This is a genomic window from Variovorax sp. 10L426, assembly GCF_056395305.1.
In genome coordinates, this window is sequence record NZ_JBFTJF010000011.1 from 207,444 (window position 1) to 230,795 (window position 23,352).

General features: G+C 65.1%; 21 protein-coding genes. 14 read left to right on the top strand and 7 right to left on the bottom strand.

Features of this window, described 5'->3' with window-relative positions; translation table 11 throughout:
• The first annotated feature begins 13 nt into the window (after positions 1-13).
• Both AC1DHL_RS17795 and AC1DHL_RS17800 read left to right on the top strand, forming a co-directional pair.
• Positions 14-1,426: a phospholipase effector Tle1 domain-containing protein gene (locus AC1DHL_RS17795; protein WP_478162811.1), complete on the top strand. Its 1,413-nt coding sequence runs from the start codon at positions 14-16 to the stop codon at positions 1,424-1,426.
• Between the two features lie 34 nt (positions 1,427-1,460).
• Entirely contained in the window at positions 1,461-2,042 is a 582-nt protein-coding gene (locus AC1DHL_RS17800) for a hypothetical protein (protein ID WP_478100842.1), read from the top strand.
• A 20-nt stretch (positions 2,043-2,062) separates the two neighbouring features.
• Here AC1DHL_RS17800 and glpK read toward each other — a convergent pair whose 3' ends face one another.
• The gene (glpK, locus tag AC1DHL_RS17805) at positions 2,063-3,559 is read right to left on the bottom strand and encodes a glycerol kinase GlpK (RefSeq protein ID WP_478100844.1); all 1,497 of its coding nucleotides are present in this window, start codon (positions 3,557-3,559) and stop codon (positions 2,063-2,065) included.
• Positions 3,560-3,570: 11 nt separating this feature from the next.
• Complete coding sequence (locus tag AC1DHL_RS17810; RefSeq protein WP_478162812.1) at positions 3,571-4,341, bottom strand: DeoR/GlpR family DNA-binding transcription regulator; 771 nt, start codon at positions 4,339-4,341, stop codon at positions 3,571-3,573.
• A gap of 98 nt (positions 4,342-4,439) precedes the next feature.
• Between AC1DHL_RS17810 and glpD the strand changes: the two genes are divergently transcribed.
• From glpD to AC1DHL_RS17850, 8 genes are all read left to right on the top strand, one after another.
• Positions 4,440-6,116, top strand: coding sequence for a glycerol-3-phosphate dehydrogenase (gene glpD, locus AC1DHL_RS17815; protein ID WP_478162813.1), 1,677 nt, complete (start codon positions 4,440-4,442; stop codon positions 6,114-6,116).
• Positions 6,107-7,183 carry an ABC transporter ATP-binding protein gene (locus AC1DHL_RS17820; protein ID WP_478162814.1) on the top strand — a complete coding sequence of 359 codons (1,077 nt, stop codon included), beginning with the start codon at positions 6,107-6,109 and terminating at the stop codon, positions 7,181-7,183. The genes glpD and AC1DHL_RS17820 overlap by 10 nt, the downstream gene beginning before the upstream one ends.
• Position 7,184: 1 nt before the next feature.
• Positions 7,185-8,255 carry an ABC transporter ATP-binding protein gene (locus tag AC1DHL_RS17825; RefSeq protein ID WP_478100852.1) on the top strand — a complete coding sequence of 357 codons (1,071 nt, stop codon included), beginning with the start codon at positions 7,185-7,187 and terminating at the stop codon, positions 8,253-8,255.
• 15 nt (positions 8,256-8,270) lie between these two features.
• Positions 8,271-9,167, top strand: coding sequence for a carbohydrate ABC transporter permease (locus AC1DHL_RS17830; protein WP_478100854.1), 897 nt, complete (start codon positions 8,271-8,273; stop codon positions 9,165-9,167).
• Complete coding sequence (locus AC1DHL_RS17835) at positions 9,164-9,976, top strand: carbohydrate ABC transporter permease (protein WP_478100856.1); 813 nt, start codon at positions 9,164-9,166, stop codon at positions 9,974-9,976. Before AC1DHL_RS17830 ends, AC1DHL_RS17835 begins: the two co-directional genes overlap by 4 nt.
• Before the next feature lie 129 nt (positions 9,977-10,105).
• Positions 10,106-10,414: a DUF2160 domain-containing protein gene (locus AC1DHL_RS17840; RefSeq protein WP_478162824.1), complete on the top strand. Its 309-nt coding sequence runs from the start codon at positions 10,106-10,108 to the stop codon at positions 10,412-10,414.
• A gap of 94 nt (positions 10,415-10,508) precedes the next feature.
• Positions 10,509-12,239 carry an ABC transporter substrate-binding protein gene (locus AC1DHL_RS17845; protein WP_478100860.1) on the top strand — a complete coding sequence of 577 codons (1,731 nt, stop codon included), beginning with the start codon at positions 10,509-10,511 and terminating at the stop codon, positions 12,237-12,239.
• 96 nt (positions 12,240-12,335) lie between these two features.
• Entirely contained in the window at positions 12,336-13,043 is a 708-nt protein-coding gene (locus AC1DHL_RS17850; RefSeq protein ID WP_478162815.1) for a hypothetical protein, read from the top strand.
• A gap of 1 nt (position 13,044) precedes the next feature.
• On the opposite strand, the gene AC1DHL_RS17855 is transcribed toward AC1DHL_RS17850, so the two are convergent.
• Entirely contained in the window at positions 13,045-14,361 is a 1,317-nt protein-coding gene (locus AC1DHL_RS17855) for a hypothetical protein (RefSeq protein WP_478100864.1), read from the bottom strand.
• A gap of 81 nt (positions 14,362-14,442) precedes the next feature.
• Positions 14,443-15,420: an alpha/beta hydrolase gene (locus AC1DHL_RS17860; RefSeq protein WP_478100866.1), complete on the bottom strand. Its 978-nt coding sequence runs from the start codon at positions 15,418-15,420 to the stop codon at positions 14,443-14,445.
• A 265-nt stretch (positions 15,421-15,685) separates the two neighbouring features.
• Here AC1DHL_RS17860 and AC1DHL_RS17865 point away from each other — a divergent pair, with 265 nt between their 5' ends.
• Genes AC1DHL_RS17865 through AC1DHL_RS17880 form a run of 4 tightly spaced genes read left to right on the top strand, consistent with a single transcriptional unit; the run spans position 15,686 to position 18,451 of the window.
• Positions 15,686-15,892: a hypothetical protein gene (locus tag AC1DHL_RS17865; RefSeq protein ID WP_478100868.1), complete on the top strand. Its 207-nt coding sequence runs from the start codon at positions 15,686-15,688 to the stop codon at positions 15,890-15,892.
• A gap of 25 nt (positions 15,893-15,917) precedes the next feature.
• Positions 15,918-16,466, top strand: a complete 549-nt coding sequence (locus tag AC1DHL_RS17870) for an SRPBCC family protein (protein WP_478162816.1) — start codon at positions 15,918-15,920, stop codon at positions 16,464-16,466.
• 13 nt (positions 16,467-16,479) lie between these two features.
• Complete coding sequence (locus AC1DHL_RS17875) at positions 16,480-17,427, top strand: metallophosphoesterase (protein WP_478100872.1); 948 nt, start codon at positions 16,480-16,482, stop codon at positions 17,425-17,427.
• Positions 17,428-17,470: 43 nt separating this feature from the next.
• Positions 17,471-18,451, top strand: coding sequence for an ABC transporter substrate-binding protein (locus tag AC1DHL_RS17880; RefSeq protein WP_478100874.1), 981 nt, complete (start codon positions 17,471-17,473; stop codon positions 18,449-18,451).
• A gap of 3 nt (positions 18,452-18,454) precedes the next feature.
• Here AC1DHL_RS17880 and gltS read toward each other — a convergent pair whose 3' ends face one another.
• Genes gltS through AC1DHL_RS17895 form a run of 3 tightly spaced genes read right to left on the bottom strand, consistent with a single transcriptional unit; the run spans position 18,455 to position 22,837 of the window.
• On the bottom strand, positions 18,455-19,669 hold the full coding sequence (gltS, locus tag AC1DHL_RS17885) for a sodium/glutamate symporter (protein WP_478100876.1): 1,215 nt from the start codon (positions 19,667-19,669) through the stop codon (positions 18,455-18,457).
• Between the two features lie 13 nt (positions 19,670-19,682).
• On the bottom strand, positions 19,683-20,786 hold the full coding sequence (gene mltB, locus AC1DHL_RS17890) for a lytic murein transglycosylase B (RefSeq protein ID WP_478162817.1): 1,104 nt from the start codon (positions 20,784-20,786) through the stop codon (positions 19,683-19,685).
• Positions 20,787-20,839: 53 nt separating this feature from the next.
• A complete protein-coding gene (locus AC1DHL_RS17895; RefSeq protein WP_478162818.1) occupies positions 20,840-22,837 on the bottom strand; it encodes a transglutaminase TgpA family protein in 1,998 nt (665 codons plus the stop codon).
• Positions 22,838-23,352: the final 515 nt, after the last annotated feature.

Consider the following 23,352-nt stretch of genomic DNA (forward strand, 5'->3'; position numbering starts at 1 on the left):
AGGGCATCGAACAATGGGGAGCATAGACAAGAATCCGGACGGCGTGGAGGCCGATCTGGCCAATGAAGATCAATTGCAGAGCTATTCACGCGCCGAGGCGGACTTGGCACAGTTGCGCATACCTGTGCTGCTGCACGCCGACAATCCGCACGAGCGCCTGTATGTCGCTGCGCAGGATGGCACCGGCAACAGCCTGTACAAGGATGCGCCCGAACACCACAGTATCGTGGCGCAGGTTCATACACAAATAGACCGCATGAAAAAGCAAGGCGTTGCCAACATCGCCAGCGGTTACGTCGAAGGCATCTATACCCAGGACAATCCCCTCAAGCGCATCCCGGACGGGATCAACGGCTACACCTTCGAGCGAAGGGTGGAAAAGGCCTATTACCAGTTCTGTGAGCAAGCAAAAATATGGATCGATGAAGACCCCCACGCACAGATCCGGGTGATGGGCATCGGTTTCAGCCGCGGCGCCGAACAGACAGCAGCGCTGATGCGGATGATCGAGGTGCGCGGCATCCAGGACCCCACCGATGCGAGGATTGTCCTGGACGGAGACGAACTCATCGCCCACACTGAATACACCAAGCCGCCCCTGATTCAGCCCGGCCACACCATCCAGGCCGCATTGCTGCTGGACCCCGTGGCCACCGGCATCAAGGAACACGACCGCCGCCTGCCATCCTCGGTCATGTCAGTCCTCCAGGTCACCGCAGCGGACGAGCGCCGCGACCAGTTCAAGGTCAGCGACCACATCCCGCCCGGCTTCAGCGAAAACAAGCGCGCGCTCAACGTCACCGTCGGTGGCGCGCACAGCGACATCGGCAACACCTACGCCGTCGACGGCCTGGGTGTGCTCAATTACAACTTCGCGGCGCAGTACATCAACCGCCTCAGCGATACGCCCATCCTGCCAATGCGGATGCAGCCCGAGGATCCGGATCAGTACCGCATCCATCGCTCCGACCAGCACGCCTTCTTCTACAGCACCCGTGGCTACGACGCGAATGGCCTGCGCGACCATGCCCATGAGCTCGGGTCCGAGGCGCAATGCCGTGTGGTCGAAGTGCGCGAGTGCATCAGCAAGGACCCGATGAGCCCGGTGCTGGAGCAGCAACTGGAGCGCCGCACCGCCGAGCCATCGCTCGCGCCCGCGCAGCAGGCGGAGGCTTCGCCCAAGAGTGATCTGGACCGCATGATCGACCAGCTGTACGAGGCCTCGCTGAGCGGCGACAAGGCCACTTGGCAGCAGGCGCTGCAGGCCACGTCGCAGCAGTTCATGGCCTCGCCACAGGGGCAGGCCTGGCAGCGCGAAGTGGACGAATACGGGCGGGCGCAGCAGGCCTTGCAGGAGGCTCAGCAACAACAGCAAATGCAGCAGCAGGAAGCTCCCGCCCACAGGCTTCACGCCATGCGGATGTGACGCTCTCCCGAGACAAGCCAGGGAGAAACAACTGATGAAAACAGACAGCACCGAAGAAGCCCAGCAGTTGCTGGTAAAGCTCGCGCACCTCGCCAGCCAGATCGAGGCCGGGAGCGCCGACGCGCTGCGCCGCATCGAAGCTGGCGCCGCCGCCATGCACCAGGGTGTGCAGCGCCTGGACGATGGCGTCGAGCGCTTTGCCCAGCAGGCCATGCAGGCGATCAGCCAGGGTTCGCAGGCGGCCGTCGCTCAGGGCGCGAGCCAAGCATTGGAGGCGTTCAACCATCAATTGCAGCAATCCGCCAGTCACGCGAAATGGGCCGCTGACGCGCTGGGCGAGCAGCGCCGGACGCTGACGCACGCGCAGCGCACATTGGTGTGGAAGGGCCTGATTGCGCTGACCCTTGGCTCTCTGCTGGCCGCCGGCGGCAGCGCATATGTCGCCTGGAGCAGCATGCGCGAAGTCCGGCAGGCCGAATTCGGCACGGCCATCTTGCGAGCCACTCGTTCCGGCGCGTTGACAGCCTGCGGCGAGGAGCAGGCGCTGTGCGTGCGAGTGGGGCAGAAATCGCGCCGCGTCGGTGCTCGCGGCGAGTTCCTGCTTGTGGACGAGTGAGCTGGGGCGGCGGCGGAGGCTTATGCGACCAACGTCGCCCGTCGCACCGCCAGTTCCCACTTCGCCATCGCTTCATCCGCCTTGCCCCGACTCAACGTCGGCATGAAGCGCCGCTCGACGCTCCACAGCTTGGACAGCTGACTCACATCGCTGTAGACGCCGGTCGACAATCCCGCAAGGTAGGCCGCGCCCAACGCCGTGGTCTCCGTCACTTCCGGCCGCACGACCGGAATGCCCAACAGGTCGGCCTGGAATTGCATCAGCAGATCGTTCACCGACGCTCCGCCATCCACCCGCAATTCGGCCACAGGCGTGCCGCCGGCGGCGACAGCATCACGGCTCATCGCCTGCAGCAGCGCGGCGCTCTGGTACGCAATGCTTTCAAGCGCCGCGCGCGCGATGTGCGCCACGGTGGTCCCGCGCGTCAGACCGGTGATGATGCCGCGCGCCTCGGCATCCCAGTAGGGCGCGCCGAGGCCGGTAAAGGCCGGCACCATCATCACGCCGCCGGCATCGGGCACGGTTTGGGCCAATGCCTGCACCTGCGCGCTGCCCGGAATCGCCTTGAGTCCGTCGCGCAGCCACTGCACGACGGCGCCGCCGACGAACACGCTGCCTTCCATCGCGTACTGCGGCTGTGCGCTGGTCTGCGCGGCGCTGGTCACGAGCAGGCCGTTGTGCGAAGGCTGGAAGGCACCGCCCGTGTGCATGAGCAGGAAACAGCCGGTGCCGTAGGTGTTCTTCGCCATGCCGGCTTCGAAGCAGGCCTGGCCGAAGAGGGCGCTTTGCTGGTCGCCCGCGACGCCGCCGATCGGCAGGCTGCGATCGAACAGGCCCTCGGCCGTATCGGCGAAATGCGCGCTCGACGGCTTGACCTCTGGCATCAGCGATGCCGGGATGTCGAGTGCCTTCAGCAGATCGGCGTCCCACTGGTTGGTGTGGACGTTGAACAGCATCGTGCGCGACGCATTGCTGACGTCGGTGACGTGCACCTTGCCGCCGGTCAGTTGCCAGATGAGCCAGCTGTCGATGGTGCCGAAGGCCAGTTCGCCGCGCTCGGCCTGGGTGCGCACGCCGGGCACGTTGTCGAGCAGCCAGCGCAGCTTGGTGCCGGAGAAGTAGGCATCGATCACGAGGCCGGTCTTGTCGCGGATGGTGTCGGCCATGCCGTCTTCGCGCAGCTTCGCGCACATCGGCTCGGCGCGACGGTCCTGCCAGACGATCGCGTGGTGCACCGGTTGCCCGGTCCTGCGGTTCCACACGACCGTGGTTTCGCGTTGGTTGGTGATGCCGACCGCGTGGATGTCGCTCGCTTTCAACTTTGCCTTGGCCAGCACTTCGTGCGCGGTGGCGAGCTGGCTGGTCCAGATCTCCATCGGATCGTGCTCGACCCAGCCGGGTTGGGGGTAGATCTGCGTGAGTTCCTTTTGGGCGATGGTGACGATGCGGCCCGCGCCGCCGAAGACGATGCTGCGTGAGCTCGACGTGCCCTGGTCGAGGGCGAGAAGGTAGGTCATGAGAGGGTCCTTCAGTGTTCGCGAGCTATTTCGCAGCGTACTTGCGCTTGTTCGATCAACTCCGGGAAGGGCGGCGGCGGCTCGGCGTCCGTGAACAGGCAATCGATCTGCGAGAGCTTGGCCAGTTCGATCATCGCAGGCCGGTTGAACTTGCTGGCATCGGCAGCAAGCCACACCTCCCGCGCCTGCGCGATGATGGTTTGTGCCACCTTGACTTCGCGCAGATCGAAGTCCCGCAGCGTGCCGTCGGCCTCGATGCTGGACACGCCGATCAGCGCGATGTCGACCTTGAACTGCCGGATGAAGTCGACGGTCGCCTCGCCCACGATGGCGCGATCGCGCAGCCGCACCGAGCCGCCGGCCACGATCACTTCGCAGTGGGGGTTGTCGCTCAGGATCGTCGCGACATTGAGGTTGTTCGTGATCACCCGCAGACCGGTGTGATGAAGCAGCGCCTTCGCGATGGCTTCAGTGGTCGTGCCGATGTTCAGGATCAGCGAGCAGTCGTTCGGCACCCGTGCAGCGACCGCACGCGCAATGCGTGCCTTGCCTTCGGCATGCAGCGTCTCGCGCTGCCGGTAGCCGATGTTCTCCGTGGTCGAACTCGGCACGCGCACGCCGCCGTGAAAGCGCGTGAGCAGTCGTTCATCCGCCAGGCGCTGCACGTCGCGGCGGACCGTCTGCAGGGTCACGCCGAGCATGTCGGCCAGTTCTTCGACGGTGATCGAACCGCGTGAGCGGACGGTATTGAGCAGCTTGAGTTGGCGGGGATTCGAGTTCACGGAGGGGCAGACAGACGCGTTCGCCTGACTTTAGAGCGAAAGGAAACGAATGGAATTAAGGGTTAACGCCGAAGAAAATCGCGCCTTAAGGAACCAGAATGAAAAGATACGAAAAAGAAAGCGCCTCGATTCGCGCAATAAGCAACCTTGGAACGGAGCCAACCCCCTTGAGCGCAACCGCCTCGCCACTCTCCGCTTTTGCCGCCGATTGCGACGTGCTGATCGTTGGTGGCGGGATCAACGGCTGCGGGATTGCGCGCGATCTCGCGGGGCGCGGCTGGCGCGTGGTGCTCTGCGAGAAGGATGATCTCGCCGCGCACACCTCGTCGTCATCGACCAAGCTGATCCATGGCGGCCTGCGCTACCTGGAGTACTACGAGTTCTCGCTGGTGCGCAAGGCGTTGCAGGAGCGCGAGGTGCTTCTCAAGAGCGCGCCGCACATCATGTGGCCGCTGCGCTTCGTCATGCCGCACGACCCGTCGATGCGGCCGGCCTGGATGATCCGCTTCGGTCTCTTCATGTACGACCACTTGGCCAGGCGCGAGGTGCTGCCGGGTTCGCGCACGATCGACCTTCGGCGCCACGAGGCCGGCGCGGCGCTCAAGCCCGAGTTCAGGCGTGGCTTTGTGTATTCGGACGGCTGGGTCGACGATGCGCGGCTCGTGGTGCTGAACGCGATCGACGCACGCGCGCGCGGCGCCGAGGTGCTGACCCGCACCTGCTGCATCAGCGCGCAGCGCAACGCGGAAGGCTGGACCGCCGTGCTCGAAGGCCCGGAAGGGCGGCGCACGGTGCGCGCCCGCGCGGTGGTGAACGCGGCAGGCCCCTGGGCTGAGGCCTTCCTGCGCGGCGTGGCGCATGCGGCGCAGGGCGAAGCGCTGGCGACCCGGCACCTGCGGCTGGTCAAGGGCAGCCACATCGTGGTGCCGCGCGTGTTCGGCCACGACCACGCGTACATCTTCCAGAACCCCGACAAGCGGATCATCTTCGCGATCCCGTACCAGGACGACTTCACGCTGATCGGAACGACCGACATCGAACTGCAGGGTGACGACCCGGGCGCCGCGCGCATCGGCGAGGACGAGGTCGAATACCTGTGCAACCAGGCCAGCCGCTATTTCGAGAAAGCGATCTCGCCGTCGGATGTGGTTTGGACCTATTCGGGCGTCCGACCGTTGCTCGACGACGACTCGGGCGATCCCTCGGCCGTGACGCGCGACTACATGCTCGAATCCAACACCGCAGCGGCGCCATTGCTGTCGGTGTGGGGCGGCAAGATCACCACCTTCCGCAAGCTGGCCGAGGATGCGGCCGACGAGCTGGGGCGCATGCTCGGCGACACACGCATGCCGTGGACCGAAGGCGCCTTCATGGCCGGGGGTGACCTCTCGACATGGATCAGCGGCACCAGCCGCACATCGCGGCCCGACGACGACTTCGAGCGCTTCGTCGACGCGGTCCGCACGAAATACCCGTGGCTCGAATTCATCCTGGCGCGCCGGCTCGCACGGGCCTACGGCGCCCGCGTCGCGGAGGTCATCGGTGACGCGCAATCGATGGACGACATGGGCGAGGCCGTCGCGCCGGGCCTTCACGAGCGCGAACTGCATTACCTGCGCGACGAGGAATGGGCATGCAGCGGCGACGACGTGCTGTGGCGGCGATCGAAGCTCGGCCTCCACTTCACGCGGATGGAGCGCGAACAGGTCAACACGTGGATGCAGGCACATGCACGTTCCGACGCCTATGCGACAGAGGGAGGTCCATGCAGCTGACACTCGAACGCGTCACCAAGAAGGTGGGCGCGCAGACCTGGCTCTACCCGCAGAGCATCGCGCCGAAGAGCGGCGCGGTCACCGTGCTGCTGGGCGCCACGCAGGCCGGCAAGACCAGCCTGATGCGGCTCATGGCCGGGCTCGATGCGCCCACCGAAGGCAAGGTCTTCGTCGACGGCAAGGACGTGACGGGCGTGCCGGTGCGCGAGCGAAACGTGGCGATGGTGTATCAGCAGTTCATCAACTACCCCTCGCTGAAGGTGGCCGAGAACATCGGCTCGCCGCTCAAGCTCCGCGGCGAAAAGAACGTCGATGCGCGCGTGCGCGAACTGGCCGACAAGCTGCACATCGGCATGTTCCTCGACCGCTATCCGGCGGAGCTTTCGGGCGGCCAGCAGCAGCGCGTGGCACTGGCGCGCGCGCTGGCCAAGGGCGCACCGCTGATGCTGCTCGACGAGCCGCTGGTGAACCTCGACTACAAGTTGCGCGAGGGCCTGCGCGACGAGCTCACGCAGCTCTTCGCGACCGGAGACTCGACCGTGATCTACGCCACCACCGAGCCCGGCGAGGCCTTGCTGCTCGGCGGCTACACGGCGGTGATGGATTCCGGCGAACTGCTTCAGTACGGGCCGACCGCCGAAGTCTTTCACGCGCCGCAGTCGCTGCGCGTGGCGCGCGCATTCAGCGATCCGCCGATGAACCTGATGACAGGACGCACGGTGGACGGCGGCGTGCAGATCGAAGGGGGCCCCCTGCTGCCAGTGGCGCTGCGTGCAGGCGTCGACGGCGTCGTCACTGTCGGCCTGCGCGCCAGCGCACTCAATGTCGGCGGCGGCAATGGCGACATTCCGTTGCCCGGCAAGGTGGAGCTGGCCGAGATCTCGGGGTCCGACACCTTCGTCCACGTCGAGACGCTGGTGGGCGAGGTGGTGGCGCAACTGACCGGCGTGCATCGCTTCGACCTGGGTACGGCGGTCACGCTGTATTTCAGCGCATCGCAGGCTTATGTGTTCGACAGCGGCGAGCGGCTGGTCGTTGCGCCCGCCTGGCGCCACAAGGGAGGCTGACATGGCCCGTATCGACCTGGACCTCGCCCACGCCTACCGTCCCAACCCGACGGAGGACAGCGACTACGCACTCCTGCCGCTCAAGATGAGCTTCCGCGATGGCGGCGCCTATGCCTTGCTCGGCCCCTCGGGCTGCGGCAAGACCACGATGCTCAACATCATCTCGGGCCTGCTCGCGCCGTCGAAGGGCAGCGTCAAGTTCAATGGCCGCGACGTGACGTTGGAGACGCCGCAGCAGCGCAACATCGCGCAGGTGTTCCAGTTCCCGGTGATCTACGACACGATGACCGTGGCGCAGAACCTCGCGTTTCCGCTGCGCAATCGGAACATGCCCGCCGAGCAGATCCGCAGGCGTGTGGGCGAGATCGCCGAGATGCTCGACATGAGCGGCCAGCTCAACCAGCGCGCGGCGGGCCTCGCCGCGGACGCCAAGCAGAAGATCTCGCTCGGTCGCGGACTCGTTCGCAGCGATGTGTCGGCGGTGCTCTTCGACGAGCCGCTCACCGTGATCGACCCGCACCTCAAGTGGCAGCTGCGGCGCAAGCTCAAGCAGATCCATCGCGAACTCAAGCTCACGCTGATCTACGTCACGCACGATCAGGTGGAGGCGCTGACCTTCGCGGAGGAAGTGGTCGTGATGACGCGCGGCAAGGCGGTGCAGATCGGCAGCGCGGAAGCGCTGTTCGAGCGGCCGGCCCATACCTTCGTCGGTCATTTCATCGGATCGCCCGGCATGAACTTCCTGCCGGCGCAGAGTGTGGGCGGCATGCTGGACATTGCCGGAACACGGCTGCAAGCGATACGCGAACTGCCGGAAGGCGCACTGAAGGTAGGCATCCGCCCCGAATACGTGGCGCTGGCGGCGCCAAACGCATCAGGAGCGGTGATGGCCACCGTGGCGCAGGTGCAGGACGTCGGCACGCACGTGATGCTGAGCGCGAAGGTCGGCGACAACACCCTGAAAGCCCGTTTCGGCCTGGAGACGCAAGTCCCGGCGGCGGGCGAGCCAGTCTGGCTGACCGTGATGAGCCGCCACACCTGCTACTACCGCGACGAAGAGTTGGTGGCCTGAACCGGAGGCTTCGACATGAACGGAATCAACAAACCGATCAACCAGAAGGCATGGTGGCTCGTGCTGCCGGTGCTGGTCTGCGTGGCCTTCTCGGCCATCATTCCGCTGATGACGGTGGTGAACTACTCGGTGCAGGACATCATCTCGCCGGACCGCCGCGTCTTCGTGGGCACCGAATGGTTCGCCTCGGTGATGCGCGACAGCGAGTTGCACGAGGCGCTGCTGCGCCAGCTCGGCTTCTCGTTCGCGGTGCTGTCGATCGAGATCCCGCTCGGCATCTGCCTTGCGCTGTCGATGCCGTCGAAGGGCTGGCGCTCGTCGGCGGTGCTGGTGATCGTCGCACTGTCGCTGCTGATTCCGTGGAACGTGGTCGGCACCATCTGGCAGATCTTCGGGCGCGCGGACATCGGCCTGTTCGGCTATGCGCTGCAGAAGCTGGGCATCGACTACAACTACACCGGCAACGCGACGCACGCGTGGCTGACGGTGCTGCTGATGGACGTGTGGCACTGGACGCCGCTCGTGGCGCTGCTGTGCTACGCGGGCCTGCGCTCCATTCCCGATGCCTACTACCAGGCCGCGCGCATCGACGGCGCGAGCAAGTTCGCGGTGTTCCGCTACATCCAGTTGCCCAAGATGCGCGGCGTGCTGGTGATCGCGGTGCTGTTGCGCTTCATGGACAGCTTCATGATCTACACCGAGCCCTTCGTGCTGACGGGCGGCGGTCCGGGCAATTCGACCACCTTCCTGAGCCAGTACCTCACGCAGAAGGCGGTGGGGCAGTTCGATCTCGGGCCGGCGGCGGCTTTCTCGCTGATCTATTTCCTCATCATCCTGCTGCTGTGCTTCGTGCTCTACAACTGGATGCTGCGCGTCGGCACGCAAGACGTAGAAGTTGGGGAGGCGAAATGAACGAAGACCGCCTGCGCAAGCGCAGCCTCTTTCTGGTGCTGTACATCGTCTTCGCGCTGTTGCCCATCTACTGGATGATCAACATGAGCTTCAAGACGAACGAGGAGATCCTGTCGAGCTTCTCGTTCTTCCCGCAGCATTTGACGTGGGAGAACTACAAGCGCATCTTCACCGACGAGTCGTGGTACTCGGGCTACATCAACAGCCTGATCTACGTCGGCATCAACACGGTCATCTCGCTCACGGTGGCGCTGCCTGCGGCCTATGCGTTCTCCCGCTATTCGTTCCTCGGCGACAAGCACGTCTTTTTCTGGCTGCTGACCAACCGCATGACGCCGCCGGCGGTCTTCCTGTTGCCGTTCTTCCAGCTCTACACGACCGTGGGCCTGATGGATACGCACCTCGGCGTGGCGCTGGCGCACCTGCTGTTCAACGTACCGCTGGCGGTGTGGATCCTCGAAGGCTTCATGAGCGGCATACCGCGCGAGATCGACGAGACGGCCTATATCGACGGCTACTCGTTCCCGCGCTTCTTCCTCACGATCTTCCTGCCGCTCATCAAGGCGGGCGTCGGCGTCGCGGCCTTCTTCTGCTTCATGTTCAGCTGGGTCGAGCTCTTGCTGGCGCGCACGCTGACCAGCGTGAACGCGAAGCCGATCGTCGCAACGATGACGCGCACCGTCAGCGCCGCCGGGATGGACTGGGCGACGTTGGCTGCTGCGGGTGTCTTGACGATCGTGCCGGGCGCGATCGTGATCTGGTTCGTGCGCCACTACATCGCGAAGGGATTCGCAATGGGGAGGGTCTGATGAAAGCCACAGCGATTGCAGTGCGTTTTTGGGAACACCGCGGAACCGGCTTTGCCGGGCCGCTGGTGTTGCCCCCTGCAAGGGGGTTGGCGAAGCGACACGAAGTGCGCGAAGACTGGGGGTGTGCTCATGCTTGATTGGATGGTCTGGACCACGCCGGTGGCTGTCTTCTTCACCTGCATCGCGCTGATGCTTGTCGGAATGACCGTGTGGGAACTCAAGTCGCCCACCACCCTGCGCCGCGGCTGGCTGCCGCTGGAGACCACGCGCGGCGACCGGCTCTTCATCGGGCTGCTCACCGCTGCCTACGTCAACCTCATCTTCATCGGGCTCGCGGGCAAGTTCCAGGATTGGATGAGCCTGGAGGAAGAGCCGTCGATCTGGATCAGCTTCGTCGTTTCCATGTTCGTGCTCGGACTGATCATGCGCAAGGGCTGACGCCGTCTACCTTTCTTGTTTTCAACTGGACCGGCTCTCCGCTTTCCCGGAGCCGACTCCTCCAGAACCGGGAAGCGCCATCGAGGAGACAGCCATGAAGATTCGCTACACAGCATTGGCACTGGCCGCGGCGACATTCGCCATGCAGAGCGCCGGGGCGGGGGAGGCGGAGGCCAAGAAATGGATCGACAGCGAGTTCCAGCCGTCGACACTGAGCAAGGACCAGCAGATGGCCGAGATGAAATGGTTCATCGATACGGCCAAGAAGCTGCAGGACAAGGGCGTGAAGGAAATCTCGGTGGTGTCCGAGACGCTGACCACGCACGAGTACGAGTCGAAGACATTGGCCAAGGCCTTCGAGGAAATCACCGGCATCAAGGTCAAGCACGACATCATCCAGGAAGGCGACGTCGTCGAGAAACTCCAGACCTCGATGCAGTCGGGCAAGTCGATCTATGACGGGTGGATCAATGACTCCGACCACATCGGCACCCACTACCGCTATGGCACCGCGCTTTCGCTCACCGACCAGATGGCGGGGCCGTGGAAGGAATACACCAATCCGGGCCTCGACCTGAAGGACTTCATCGGCACGAGCTTCACGACCGCGCCCGACGGCAAGCTCTATCAATTGCCCGACCAACAGTTTGCCAACCTCTATTGGTTCCGCGCCGACCTTTTCGCGCGCAAGGACCTGCAGGACAAGTTCAAGGCCAAGTACGGCTATGAACTCGGCGTGCCCCTGAACTGGAGCGCCTACGAAGACATCGCTGCTTTCTTCAGCGAAGACGTCAAGACCGTCGATGGAAAGCCCATCTACGGCCATATGGACTACGGCAAGAAGGACCCATCGCTCGGCTGGCGCTTCACTGATGCATGGCTGTCGATGGCCGGCGAGGCCGATGTCGGCATCCCCAACGGCATTCCGGTCGACGAATGGGGCATTCGCGTGGCGGCCGACAAGTGCACGCCGGTGGGCGCATCCGTCGAGCGCGGCGGCGGCGCCAACTCGCCTGCGGCCGTCTATGCGTTGACCAAGTACATCGACTGGATGAAGAAATACGCGCCCAAGGAAGCCACCGGCATGACCTTCGGCGAAGCCGGCCCGGTGCCGGCGCAAGGCCAGATCGCCCAGCAGATCTTCTGGTACACCGCCTTCACCGCCGACATGATCAAGCAAGGCCTGCCGGTGGTGAACGCCGACGGCACGCCCAAGTGGCGAATGGCGCCCGGCCCCAACGGTCCGTACTGGAAGCAGGGCATGCAGAACGGCTACCAGGACGTGGGCTCGTGGACCTTCCTGAAGTCCAACGACCCGAACCGCGCGGCGGCGGCGTGGCTCTATGCGCAGTTCGTGACGGCGAAGACGACTTCGCTGAAGAAGTCGATCGTCGGACTGACCTTCATCCGCGACAGCGACATCCGCTCCGACTACTTCACGCAGAACGCGGCGAAGTACGGCGGCCTGATCGAGTTCTATCGCAGCCCGGCGCGTGTCGCCTGGACGCCGACCGGCAACAACGTGCCCGACTATCCGAAGCTCGCGCAGCTCTGGTGGAAGAACGTGGCCGTCGCCGTGACGGGCGAGAAGACCCCGCAGCAGGCCATGGACAACCTGGCCACCGAGATGGATGACGTGATGGCACGCCTGCAACGCGCCGGCATGGCGCACTGCGCGCCCAAGCTCAACCCCAAGAGCGCGCCCGACAAATGGCTGAGCGACAAGGGTGCGCCGTGGAAGAAGCTGGCGAATGAGAAACCGCAGGGCGAGACGATCAACTACGACAAGCTCGTGGGTGCCTGGAGGGAAGGGCGAGTCCGCTGAGGCTGCATCGCATGCATCGCATGCATCGCATGCATCGGGCATGAGCTGCCGCCCCGTCGATTGCGAAGATCGGCGGGGCGCTTATCCTTCGAGCGCATGAACATCACCTTTCGCTGCGATCCGGCGCTCATCGACTTGTTGCCGCGCCCCGTGCCGGCGCACGCCATGCTGCCCGACTGGTTGCGCGCGATGCCGCCGCGCGTGCCGTCGGCAGTGCACCAGCGCAGCGTGCGCACGGTGAAGCAGTGCCCGCCCTTCGTCGATGCGATGTCGCACGGGTTCATGATGCTCCTGCCCTGCGATGTTCTCGTGGAGGCCATGCAGTTCAGCTGGGACTGGCCCTTGCCGCCGCTGGCCTCGGCCGCGCATCCCCGCGCGCCGTTGAGTTTTCATGTGCCGGAGCAGATCGAAGGGTCGCCTTTCGCGCACGACCGGCGCTCGGCGTTGAAGTTCAACAGCTTCTGGACCATCGAGCTTGAACCGGAATGGTCGCTGATGGTGGTGCATCCGGTTCATCGTGACGATCTGCCGTTTCGGCTGATCACCGGGATGGTCGATTCGGACCGGTTCGTCGATATCGGCATCAACTTTCCGGCCGTGTGGACCGACCCGGCTTTTCGTGGCGTGCTGCCGCGCGGGACGCCAGTGGCGCAGTGCTATCCGGTGCGGCGTGAAGCACCGACGCTGGTGTGCGAAGCCATGTCGGCACAAAACGTCGAGCGCTACAACGAAGTGTCGGCAGGGATCATGGCCGGGCCAGGCGTGTATCGGCGGGGCTATCGGACCAAGCGAGATCGGCGCTGAGTCAGGCGGCGGGCGCGCTGCGCAATGCGGCGCGCAGGGCGTCGAGGTCCAGCCAGAGCCGGCCGGTGTTCGCGGCGGCCAGTGCGTGGGCGATGCGGCCGAACGTGTCTTCGCGCAGGCGGTAGGCGCGGCCATAGGCTTGCATCGCACTGGCGAAGTCGCCGCTTTCCTGCAGCACGATGCCGAGGTTCACTTCCGCTTCGGCGTATTGCGGCAAGAGGAATAGCGCGCTGCGCAGGGCGGCGGCTGCTCCGGCGAGGTCGCCGGTGTCTTGCCGCTTCAACGCGAGTTCGAACCATGCGGCGCCTACGGCGTGCCGGCGTTCGGCGCGGTCGGGCTGCAGGCCGTGGGCGCGTTCGAAGAAGGCCAATGCTTCGGTCGGTGCGCCTGCAGCGCGGGCGATGTCGCCTGCCAGCGCGAGGGTTGGACCATGGGCCGGTCGCATCGCAAGGCTTTGCGTGATGTGATCCCGCGCCTGGGCGATCTCGCCGTCCTGCAGCATCAGGAAAGCGAGCAATTGAAGAACCGCCGGGTGAGGTGCGTGCGCGATGAGTGCCTGATCGCAAAGCGCGCGTGCCTGCGCACGATCGCCGGCATTGACGCGCTGGATCGCAAGCGCCAGCAGCGCCTCCGCCGATGGAGCGGCGGTCGGCACCACGCCGACCGCGGACTGAAGATTGGTGCGCGCCTGCGCTTCGCGTTCCGAGCGCAACCCGGGCGTCAGATAGATCGGCTGCCGTTCGAGAAAGCGCGAAAGGATGGCGCGCCGTCGTTCTTCGAACAGCGGCTGCGCGACGTGCGCGTACTCGGTGCGAATCTGGCGCTCGTATTCCGCAAAGCGCGGTGGGGTGGCGCCCAGGATCGCCAGGTCGATGTCGACGAGCAGCGCCGCATCGTGGCCTTCGGGAACGGCGTCGTGCCGCGTCGCCATGACGAGGTCGTGCACTCTGCGGGCGGACTCCTCAGGCAAGCCGGCGGCGGTCAGCGCCTCGAAGGCCCAGGTGGCGCTTTGTGCTTCGTTGTCGTGGCGGTGTACGTCGTAGATTGCGTCGTGGAACCAAAGCGCGAGCGCCACTTCGGCCGGTCGCTCGGCTGCTTCGCGGTGTGCGTCCAGAAGGGCCAGACATTCGTCCAGGTGCTGGAGCGAGTGGTAGTGACGATGCGGCTCGGCGTAGCGCGCCAGCAATTGGGCGAGGAGAGGATCGTCGGCGGAAGATGTCGGCCTTTGGATGCCGATCGCTCGCCAAGCATCAGCCCACGCTGCGCGCAGACGGGTCGTGTCCGTTGAAGCGGCGGCGGGGGAGGGCGAGCGTTGCATCGTGCCGATTGTGCCGCCGGGAAGGCGCACGAGAACAGGCGTCTCGCTCGCCTTCTGCCTTCGACGTGCCGGGCGCATCCGTCACGGACGGACGAGCAGAAACCGATTGGTCGCCAACTGCTTCCGAGTAGGCACCACCGTTCGATCCGTCCCAATCAACGTGTTGAACAAGTCCAAAGTGAAGATCTTGTTCCCGAAGTACCACGAATGGCCCTTGATGCCAACGAATCCATTCGGCTCGTCCGCGAACGCCACGGCACCATCGCTATCAAGCTGCTCGTAGTAAGTCGTGCAATCCACGTTGACTGCTTTCGCAGGTGCATCCGCCGGCAATTCAACGCGTCCCACCCGAGGCCCGAGCCCGATTCGCTTCGCATTCGAAATATCGAGAACCTCGTCGTGCCGATTGGAGTAGTTCGTGAACCGGATGCAATGCCGATACACCGACTGCGCGGCACTGTCGGTCGCGCTCATCGAGTCCGACGACACATCGCCGGCCGCAAAGAGAATCTGGCTGGCGGTCCAGGCACCGTTCTCCAGATTCGAATCGTCGGCATCGTCGCATGCCTCCCGAATGACATAGGCGCCTGTCGAATGCCCCAATAGGTGGACGTTGGTCACGCACGCCGTTGTCTGGACCTTGGAAAGATAGGTGATGCCATCCGATACCAACTGCAGAGCGGACTTCTTCGCGCGATGCCGATCCGGCAAATACGCCAGCGCCGAATTGTCGCTGGGCCAGTCGAACGATGCGACGACACCCTTGAAGCCCAGCGCCTTCAGATCGTCACGGATGCGGCGATGACGCACCATGATGTCGTCGATCGAAAGGTTGTACCCATGGACGATGAACAGCACGTCGCCGCGAAGCTCGCCTTGGCTGTTCGTCCATTCCGCAGCTTTCCGGACAGCGCTGCACCATGCGGTGCGCGTCATCGATTGAGCGGCGACCGGCTGCGGCATCTCGCCCTCAGGGACCGCCAGGAACTTGGACGGCCCGACATCCAACGCGAATGCGCCGCCGCGAACGGCGCGGGTTGACAAGACATAGTCGACCATGTGGCTCCTCCGTCTCTGCCGGTGTCCGAAACGAATCTTTGCGACAGGGGAATCAATATAGCTTGGGTCCGCGGCGCCATCACGGCCTGGGCATCCTCACAACGGAGGAGGTCAGTGCGCGACAGCATGCGGTCGTCCCATCCGGCGGTGACACGGAAAGTCGCAGATGTTGCAGCAAAGAGGCTTCGCCCTTGCGGGCGACGAGCGCGCTTGAAGGATCGGCCCAGGTCCACTAGCCTTGCTTTTCAAATCAGGAAGACACCGCATGACCATCGCAAGCTCGTCCCCGACAACCTACAACACCCTTGAACCGCTTCTGGCCTGGCAGGCGGCAGCGTTCGAGAGTTTCACTCAGGCGCAAAACTTCCAGCTTCAATGGATGAGCGCATGGCAGCGCACGTTCCCGGTCACCCAGGAACTATGGGACCAATGGGTCGCCCATTTCGGAGGCGGCGTGCCGTTGGACGCCTGAGAAGGCTCGAACTGCAGCCGCGTGAATGAACCCCGCCAGTGACGTCGCTCCGGCGGCGGCGGGAAGCAGCTTGGCCGCACGGCAAGGCCGCCGTTGTGGGCGCGAAGCTGATATGCCAACATTCTGGGTTTCGAACGATTCAGGACGATCCCCAAGTCATCATCACGCCATGAAAATCACCGTAGAAACCACCGTCGCCGCCCCCATCGCCGAGGTCTGGCGCGCCTATACCACCCCCGAAGACATCGAGCAGTGGAACGCTGCATCCGACGATTGGCACACCACGGCTGCCACGGTGGATCTGCGCGAGGGCGGCGCTTTCACCTCACGCATGGAGGCAAAGAACGGCAGCATGGGATTCGACTTCGCGGGCATCTACACCAAGATCGTGCCCAATGCGCTGATCGAATATTCCTTCGGCGACCGCACCGGGCAAGTCGAGTTCATCGATGGTCCAGGCGGCGTCAAGGTGCGCGTGACCTTCGACGGTGAAACAACCCACCCGGTCGAGCAGCAACGCGAAGGATGGCAAGCCATTCTCAACAACTTCGCGCGCCACGTGGAGAAGCGATAGTTCTCGATATGCCATGGAACTGTCCGACTGTAGCGAAGAAGAGCGCAGGGATCTCGCCGTCCTCGAAACGCGGATCGGTCGCGCGCACCTGCACCAACGCCTGAGCCTCGAAGGCGAGCATGAGGCCTACCTCGTCCGCCGCAACAGGAAGTGGTACTCGCTTCCCACCTTGATCCGCGTCTCGCTCGCGCTGACCGGGTTGCGCGCACGCGGGCGGCGCAACGTGCTGGACATCCGGCTGCGGGACAACGAGGTCCGGCTCGGGCGCCTGCCGCCGGCCTTCGAGGGTTTCAGGCTGCTGCACCTGAGCGACCTGCACATCGATATGAGCGAGACCCATCTGGAACGTCTGATCGGTAGCGTGCGCGGCGTTGCGCATGATGTCTGCGTGCTGACCGGGGATTTCCGGTTTCGCAGCTTCGGGCCGTACACGCCTACGCTCGACGCGCTGGCACGCTTGCGGCCTCATCTGGGCGAGGCAGTCTATGCGGTTCTGGGCAATCACGACACCATTCGCATGGTGCCGGGCATGGAAGCGCTTGGCATCGGCGTGCTCATGAACGAAGCGGTGGGGATCGAACGCGATGGCGATGTGCTCATGCTGGTCGGCATCGACGATGCGCACTACTTTCGGACGCACAACTTCCACAAGGCGGCGGCCGATCTCGCACCGGATGCCTGCGCGATCCTGCTTTCACACACGCCCGAGCCCTATCGCCTTGCGGCGCACGCCGATTTCAGCCTGATGCTCAGCGGGCACACCCATGGTGGGCAGATCTGCCTGCCCGGCGGCATACCGATCCTCACCGACTCCGACGCGCCACGCGCCACGGCCCGAGGGCCTTGGCGGCACCACGGGATGGCCGGCTACACCTCGGTGGGCTGCGGCTCGTCAGTGGTCGATGTCAGGTTCAATTGCCCGCCCGAGATCACGTTGCACCGGCTGCACAGGGCGCGTTGAGCCGCAACTTGCGCAGCCACTGCCAAAGGTGCACCCTTGCGCCATGAAACGACGAGCGGTCCTGGGCAGCGCGTTCGCCCTTGCGTTGATGCGGAACAGTTCGCTGGCAGGCGCAGCCGACAAGGTGCTGCGCCTCGGCTGGGTCACCGCGCAGGATGCCGCCAGCCTGATGCCGGTGGTCGCGGCGTTTCGGGCCTCGCTGGCCAAGCTGGGGTATGTCGAGGGCAGCAACCTCGTCATCGAGTTCAGGTACGGCGACGGCTCGGCCGGACGCGTCCCCGAATTGATCGCGGAGCTTCAGCGCATCCCGGTCGATATCCTGCTCGCACAGGGAGGGCCGGCGGTCGACATCGTCGCCGAGCTTCCGGTGGCCGTGCCGGTGGCCTACGTCTTCAGCGGCGATCCTGTCTCGGCCGGCTTCGCGAAGAGCCTCGCGCACCCCGACTCGAACATGACCGGCCTGACGCTGCTGGCCGCCGAGATCAACGGCAAGCTGCTGGAGATCCTGCGCGAGATGGTCCCGTCGCTGCGCGACGTCGCGATCGTGGCCAACCCTGAGCACCCCGGCTCGAACATCGAGCGTGACTACACCGACAACGCCGCAAGGCAACTCGGGCTGCACACCGAGTACTTTCCCGCGCGAACGCGTGACGAATTGACGTCCTCGCTCGAGGCGATGTCCGCTTCGCCGGCGCGCGCGGTGTCGATCTTCAGCGACAGCTTCGTGGTGTCCAGCCGGCGGCAGGTTCTCGATTTCGCCATCGCGCGCAAGATGCCCGTCATGTCGGGCTGGCCGATCTTCGCGGACAGCGGCGCACTCTGCACCTACGGGCCGCGCCTCGTGGACTCCTATGCGCGGCTCGCTTCGTACGTCGATCGCATTGCCAAGGGCGCCAGGCCCGCGGACCTGCCGATCGAGAGGCCGACGACCTTCGAACTGGTGCTGAACCTGAAGACGGCCGACGCGATCGGGCTCAAGCTGCCGCAGTCGCTGCTGGTGCGTGCCGACCGGTTGATCAGTTGAGCATCACCGGGCCATGAACCCGATCACCAAGGCGTTCACCAGATCGATGAAGAAACCGCACACCAGCGGCACCACGATGAAGGCGCGCGGCGCGGCGCCGTGTTCACGCGTCACCGCGCTCATGTTGGCGATGGCCGTCGCGGTCGAGCCGAGCGCGATGCCGCCGAAGCCGGCGCAGATCACGGCCGATTCGTAGTCGCGTCCCATGCACAGGTAGACGACGAAGATGGTGAAGGCGATCGCCATGATCACCTGCAGCACGATCGCGGTCAGCACGAAGACTGCGACGCCCTGCATCTGCCAAAGTTGGAGGCCCATGAGCGCCATGGTGAGGAAGACGCCGAGACAGATGTCGGCGATCAGGGACACGCCGGCCCGCATGCGGTCCCAGTGCCAAAGCTGGCCCTTCTGCGCGGTGAACAGTGCGGTCACGTTGCGCACCAGGATGCCGGCGATGAGAGCGCCGACGAAGGCCGGCAGCCTCAATCCGGTCATGGCGATGAGGTCGCTGATGCCGCGACCCATGATCAACGCCACATTGAGCCAGAGCAGCGCGAGCAGCACGCTGTTGTAGTCGAGGCGGGTGCGGTTCTCGTCCTCGTAGTGGGCGCCGGGCGCCAGCGCGGCCTCGGCAGACGAACGGACGCGGTGCCGTTTCATCAGGTAGGTGGCAATGGGCCCGCCGATGGCGCATGCGGCGATCAGCCCCGCCATGTTGCTCGACAGGCCGATGACCTCGGCGTTGGTGATGCCGAGGTCGCTGACGAAATGGGGCACCCATGCCAGGGTGGTGCCCACGCCACCCGTGAGGGAGATCGAGCCTGTCAGCAGACCCGCGCGGCGGTCGAGCCCGAAGCCGGTCGCCACGGCCATGCCGAGCAGGTTCTGCATCACCATGTAGCCTGCGGAGAGCGCCAGCAGAATCGCCAACGGCCGCCCGCCTTGGCGCAAGGTCCGCACGTCCGACGCCAGGCCGATGGCCGCGAAGAAATACAGCAGCAGGACGTCCCGCACGCCGAGCTGGAAGTCGACCTTCAGCCCGAAGGCGAGATACAGCGCGCTGACAGTCGCGATGCACACCAGTCCGCCCACGACCGGCTCCGGAATGCTGTAGCGCCGCAACAGCTCGAAGCGGCGCGTGCAGGTCTTGCCGACGAAAAGCAGCAGGACCGCGAGTGTGAAGCTGACGTAGGCATCGAAGTGGAATTCCTGTGGCAAGTTCGTGCTCCAGTCACTGGTCCATCGCGGCCCGCACCTCGCGCCCGAGCTCGATGACCGACATTGCGTAGTAGCTGCTCCAGTTGTAGCGCGTGATCACGTAGAAATTCTGCGTGCCGGCCACGTAGCTCGGCGGTTCGCCGCCGTTCTGCAATTCGATGAGCGCGAGCAGCCCCTTGAACCTGAGCGCCTCGCCTTCGAGCACGGCGCCGCCCGCCACGAAGGCATCGGCGCTGAAGGTCGGCACGATGTCCGGGGCCAGCAGGACGGCCTTCTGGAGCCGCGACGGGTCGAAGCCGACGGGGAAGATCGGCGGCATGCCCGGTTGCCAGCCGAAGGACTTGAAGTAGTTCGCCACCGAGCCGATCACGTCGACGGGGTTGTTGACCAGGTCGATGCGCCCGTCGCCGTCGAAATCCACTGCGTACTTGGCGATGCTGCTTGGCATGAACTGGGGCATGCCCATGGCACCGGCGTAGCTGCCCAGGGGTGCCATCGGATCTTCAGCCGTGCGGCTTTCGGTGCTCAGGAAGCTTTCGAGTTCGCTACGGAAAAAGGCCTGGCGCTCGGGCGCGCGTGGATGGGCTTGCGGAAAGTCGAAGGACAGCGTCGCCAGCGCGTCGATGACGCGGAAGCTGCCCATGTTGCGGCCGTAGATGGTCTCGACGCCGATGATGCCGACGATGATTTCGGCCGGCACGCCGAACTGGGCTTCGGCGCGCGCCAGCGTGTCGGCGTTGTTGCGCCAGAAGCGCACGCCGGCCGAGATACGCACCGGGTCGATGAAGCGGCTGCGGTAGACGTACCAGTTCTTCGGCGTGCCGGTGGGGGCGGGCAGCATCAGGCGCGGCACGTTCGGCAATTGCTTGGCGTTGCCGATGGTGGCGCGCACCCATTGGCGGTCGAGCTTGCGGCGCGCGGCGACCTCGTCGGCGAACTGCATCGCGTCTTCGCGGGTGGCATAGGAAATGCCGCTGCGCACGGTGGCGGTCGGCTTCGGCTTCTTGTGCGCGGCCTGGGCGGCAGAGGAATGCGTCGGGATCAGGAATGCGGCCGAGAAGAGGAGAGCCGAGACGAGCGGAGCCGAGAGAAAGGCGTTCGACAGAGGGCGTGGCATTGCGCGCATTGTGCCGTCCGCACGGCATTCACCGGAAAACTTCACATGTGGTTTCAGCGCGGCCACGACAGTCGGCGGAATTCGGAGCGCAGGGCCGACAAGGCGGCGCCGGGCGTCTTCGCATAACGCTGCGCTTCGAGGCGCAGGAGCCAGTCGTGTGCCGCCTGTGCATTCGCGCCGAAGCGTTCGGAAAGGCGTGTCGCCATCTGGCGTGGCGGGGCGGTCTCTGGCACGTCGATGCCGGCCTGCTTGAGCCGCGCGCGGGCCTGGCCGAGCAGCCGCAGCCAGGGGTCGTGCCGGCTGCGTTCCCAGAGCGTCCAGCCCGCAGCTGCCAGGCTGGCGGCGACCATCAGCGCGAGGAGCACGACGATGAGGTCCTGCATGCTGGGTGCTTCGAACCCGAGGCTCTTGAGCAGATCGAGCTGCCGGCTTTGCGTGTAGCTGAGCACCCACTGGTTCCAGCCGTTGTTGACGGCCTCCCAGGCGGCGCGCAGGTGGTGCGCAAGGGTCGGCGTCACGACCTCGAATGCGCCTTCGATCAGGCCCGGCTGCGCCACGAGGCGCCGGAACTGGCCGACCCGGTCGGGCGAGATCGCGCCGGTCGGGTCGATGCGGACCCAGCCTGTGCCTTCCTGCCAGACCTCGGCCCAGGCGTGTGCGTCGCTGTGGCGCACGACCCAGTAGTTGTCGACGCCGTTGATCTCGCCGCCCTGGTAGCCGGTCACGATTCGCGCCGGGATGTCCAGGGCGCGCATCAGGACCACGAAGGCCGATGCGATGTGTTCGCAGAAGCCCGCCTTGATGTCGAACCAGAACTGGTCGGCGGTGTCGTCGCCGTACAGACCGGGCTCCAACGTGTAGGAATAGCCGCCTGTGCGAAGCCGCTGCAGCACGGCCTGGACGTAGGCCTGTGTGGAAGCGCCGCGAAGGGCTGGGTCGCTGCGCATCTGCGCCGCCAGCGCGACGGTGCGCGGATTGGTGCCCGGCGGTAGCGCGACGAAAGTCTGCATGGCAGCCGTGCGGCGCGTCGGCCCGTACTGGAACTGCGTGAAGCTTTCCACGCGGTAGCGCACCAGATCGGTGAGTGGGCGGTTCGTGACCCATTGCAGCTCGGACGTGCCGAACACGTCGAAGTTGGGAAGATCGGGGCGAGTCGGCGTGGCGTCGAGCGTCAGCAGCATGGGCCGGTTGGAGGGCTCGAGCGTGACTTCATAGCGGGCGGGTTCGCCGTGCACCCGCAGGTTCAGCGGCAACTGGCGGCGCACGAACGGCGCTTGGGACGTCCACTCGCGACCGTCGAAATCCGACAGCACGGGTCCGCGGAAGTACAGGACGGCTCGGGGCGGGATGACACCGTCGTCGAATTTGATGCGTGCTGCGATGCCATCGTCGAGCGCGAGCTCCGCGATCGCGCCGACGCGCATCGTGTTCGACAGGCCCGTCCGGCCGGCCATGGCGTCGCTTGGCGTGCCCCACAGTGGCGCCATGCGCGGGAACAGCATGAACAGCACCACCATGATCGGTGCACCGAGCAGGGCCATCCAACCGGCCGTGCGGGCTGCCTGCGAAAGCGGCGGCCTGCCGACCGGCATGTGGGCGTTGACCAGGGCGGTCAGCAGGCCGAGCAATGCCAGAAGCATCGCGAAAGCTGTCGGCAGCGATTGCGAATAGAAGAAGTTCGTGAGCATCGTGAAGAAGCCCAGGAAGAAGATCACGAACGCGTCGCGGCGGGCTCGCAGTTCCAGCGTCTTGAGGGCCAGGAGGATGACGATGAGGGTTACGCCTGCGTCGCGGCCCAGGAGCGTGCGGTGGGTGGAGAAGGTTGCTATGAGAGTGAGGGCGAGGAGGGCTGCTCGCCACCATTTGGTGGGCAATGGCTTCGCCTGGACCGCGAGGCTGCCGCGCCAGAGGAGGACTATGGCGGCCAAGAGGGTGCACCACCAAGGGAGGTTGGGGACCTGGGGGAGGACGATGAGGGTGATGACTGAGAGGAGGAAGAGGGTGTCTCGGGTGTCTCTTGGGAGGGTTTGGAGGTTGGTTAGGGGGGGCATGGGCTTGGGGCTTTCTGACCTTGGGGCCCTTTGGGGAGGGTGGGGGCCGGGTCTCGCCCCGGCGGGCGACCTCCWTTCTTTTGCTTCGCCAAAAGAAAGGAGGCAAAGAAAAGGCGACCCTGCTGTGGGCGTCCCTTCGCTTCGCTACGGGCAACCTGCGGTGCTCGCTTTTCGTGGGGTCCGCGCAAACTCGCTTCGCTCAAACACGCGCGGCCCTGATCCACGAAAAGCTCCGCTCCTCGGCACCCACAGAAGGGAGTGCTCGGGCCTTTGCTTCGCTCGGCCTGTTGAATACCAACAGCCAACCCCAAACCAAAAACACAAGGACGCGCCACGGCGCGTTCTACCTTGGTATTGGTCTTCGTGTTGGGGTCCCCTCTGTGCGTGCCGAGGAGCGCAGCTTCAGGCGGAAAAAGGGCCGCGCGTGTTTGAGCGAAGCGAGTTTGCGCGGACCCCGCCTGAAGCGAGCACCGCAGGTTGCCCGAAGCGAAGCGCAGGGACACGCACAGTGGGGT

Bases quoted from the DNA above. Each gene is read 5' to 3' on its own strand.
- AC1DHL_RS17795 (WP_478162811.1), top strand. From the start codon at position 14: ATGGGGAGCATAGACAAGAATCCGGACGGCGTGGAGGCCGATCTGGCC.
- AC1DHL_RS17800 (WP_478100842.1), top strand. From the start codon at position 1,461: ATGAAAACAGACAGCACCGAAGAAGCCCAGCAGTTGCTGGTAAAGCTC.
- glpK (WP_478100844.1), bottom strand. From the start codon at position 3,559: ATGACCTACCTTCTCGCCCTCGACCAGGGCACGTCGAGCTCACGCAGC.
- glpD (WP_478162813.1), top strand. From the start codon at position 4,440: ATGAAAAGATACGAAAAAGAAAGCGCCTCGATTCGCGCAATAAGCAAC.
- AC1DHL_RS17820 (WP_478162814.1), top strand. From the start codon at position 6,107: ATGCAGCTGACACTCGAACGCGTCACCAAGAAGGTGGGCGCGCAGACC.
- AC1DHL_RS17825 (WP_478100852.1), top strand. From the start codon at position 7,185: ATGGCCCGTATCGACCTGGACCTCGCCCACGCCTACCGTCCCAACCCG.
- AC1DHL_RS17830 (WP_478100854.1), top strand. From the start codon at position 8,271: ATGAACGGAATCAACAAACCGATCAACCAGAAGGCATGGTGGCTCGTG.
- AC1DHL_RS17835 (WP_478100856.1), top strand. From the start codon at position 9,164: ATGAACGAAGACCGCCTGCGCAAGCGCAGCCTCTTTCTGGTGCTGTAC.
- AC1DHL_RS17840 (WP_478162824.1), top strand. From the start codon at position 10,106: ATGCTTGATTGGATGGTCTGGACCACGCCGGTGGCTGTCTTCTTCACC.
- AC1DHL_RS17845 (WP_478100860.1), top strand. From the start codon at position 10,509: ATGAAGATTCGCTACACAGCATTGGCACTGGCCGCGGCGACATTCGCC.
- AC1DHL_RS17850 (WP_478162815.1), top strand. From the start codon at position 12,336: ATGAACATCACCTTTCGCTGCGATCCGGCGCTCATCGACTTGTTGCCG.
- AC1DHL_RS17855 (WP_478100864.1), bottom strand. From the start codon at position 14,361: ATGCAACGCTCGCCCTCCCCCGCCGCCGCTTCAACGGACACGACCCGT.
- AC1DHL_RS17860 (WP_478100866.1), bottom strand. From the start codon at position 15,420: ATGGTCGACTATGTCTTGTCAACCCGCGCCGTTCGCGGCGGCGCATTC.
- AC1DHL_RS17865 (WP_478100868.1), top strand. From the start codon at position 15,686: ATGACCATCGCAAGCTCGTCCCCGACAACCTACAACACCCTTGAACCG.
- AC1DHL_RS17870 (WP_478162816.1), top strand. From the start codon at position 15,918: ATGAACCCCGCCAGTGACGTCGCTCCGGCGGCGGCGGGAAGCAGCTTG.
- AC1DHL_RS17875 (WP_478100872.1), top strand. From the start codon at position 16,480: ATGGAACTGTCCGACTGTAGCGAAGAAGAGCGCAGGGATCTCGCCGTC.
- AC1DHL_RS17880 (WP_478100874.1), top strand. From the start codon at position 17,471: ATGAAACGACGAGCGGTCCTGGGCAGCGCGTTCGCCCTTGCGTTGATG.
- mltB (WP_478162817.1), bottom strand. From the start codon at position 20,786: ATGCCACGCCCTCTGTCGAACGCCTTTCTCTCGGCTCCGCTCGTCTCG.
- AC1DHL_RS17895 (WP_478162818.1), bottom strand. From the start codon at position 22,837: ATGCCCCCCCTAACCAACCTCCAAACCCTCCCAAGAGACACCCGAGAC.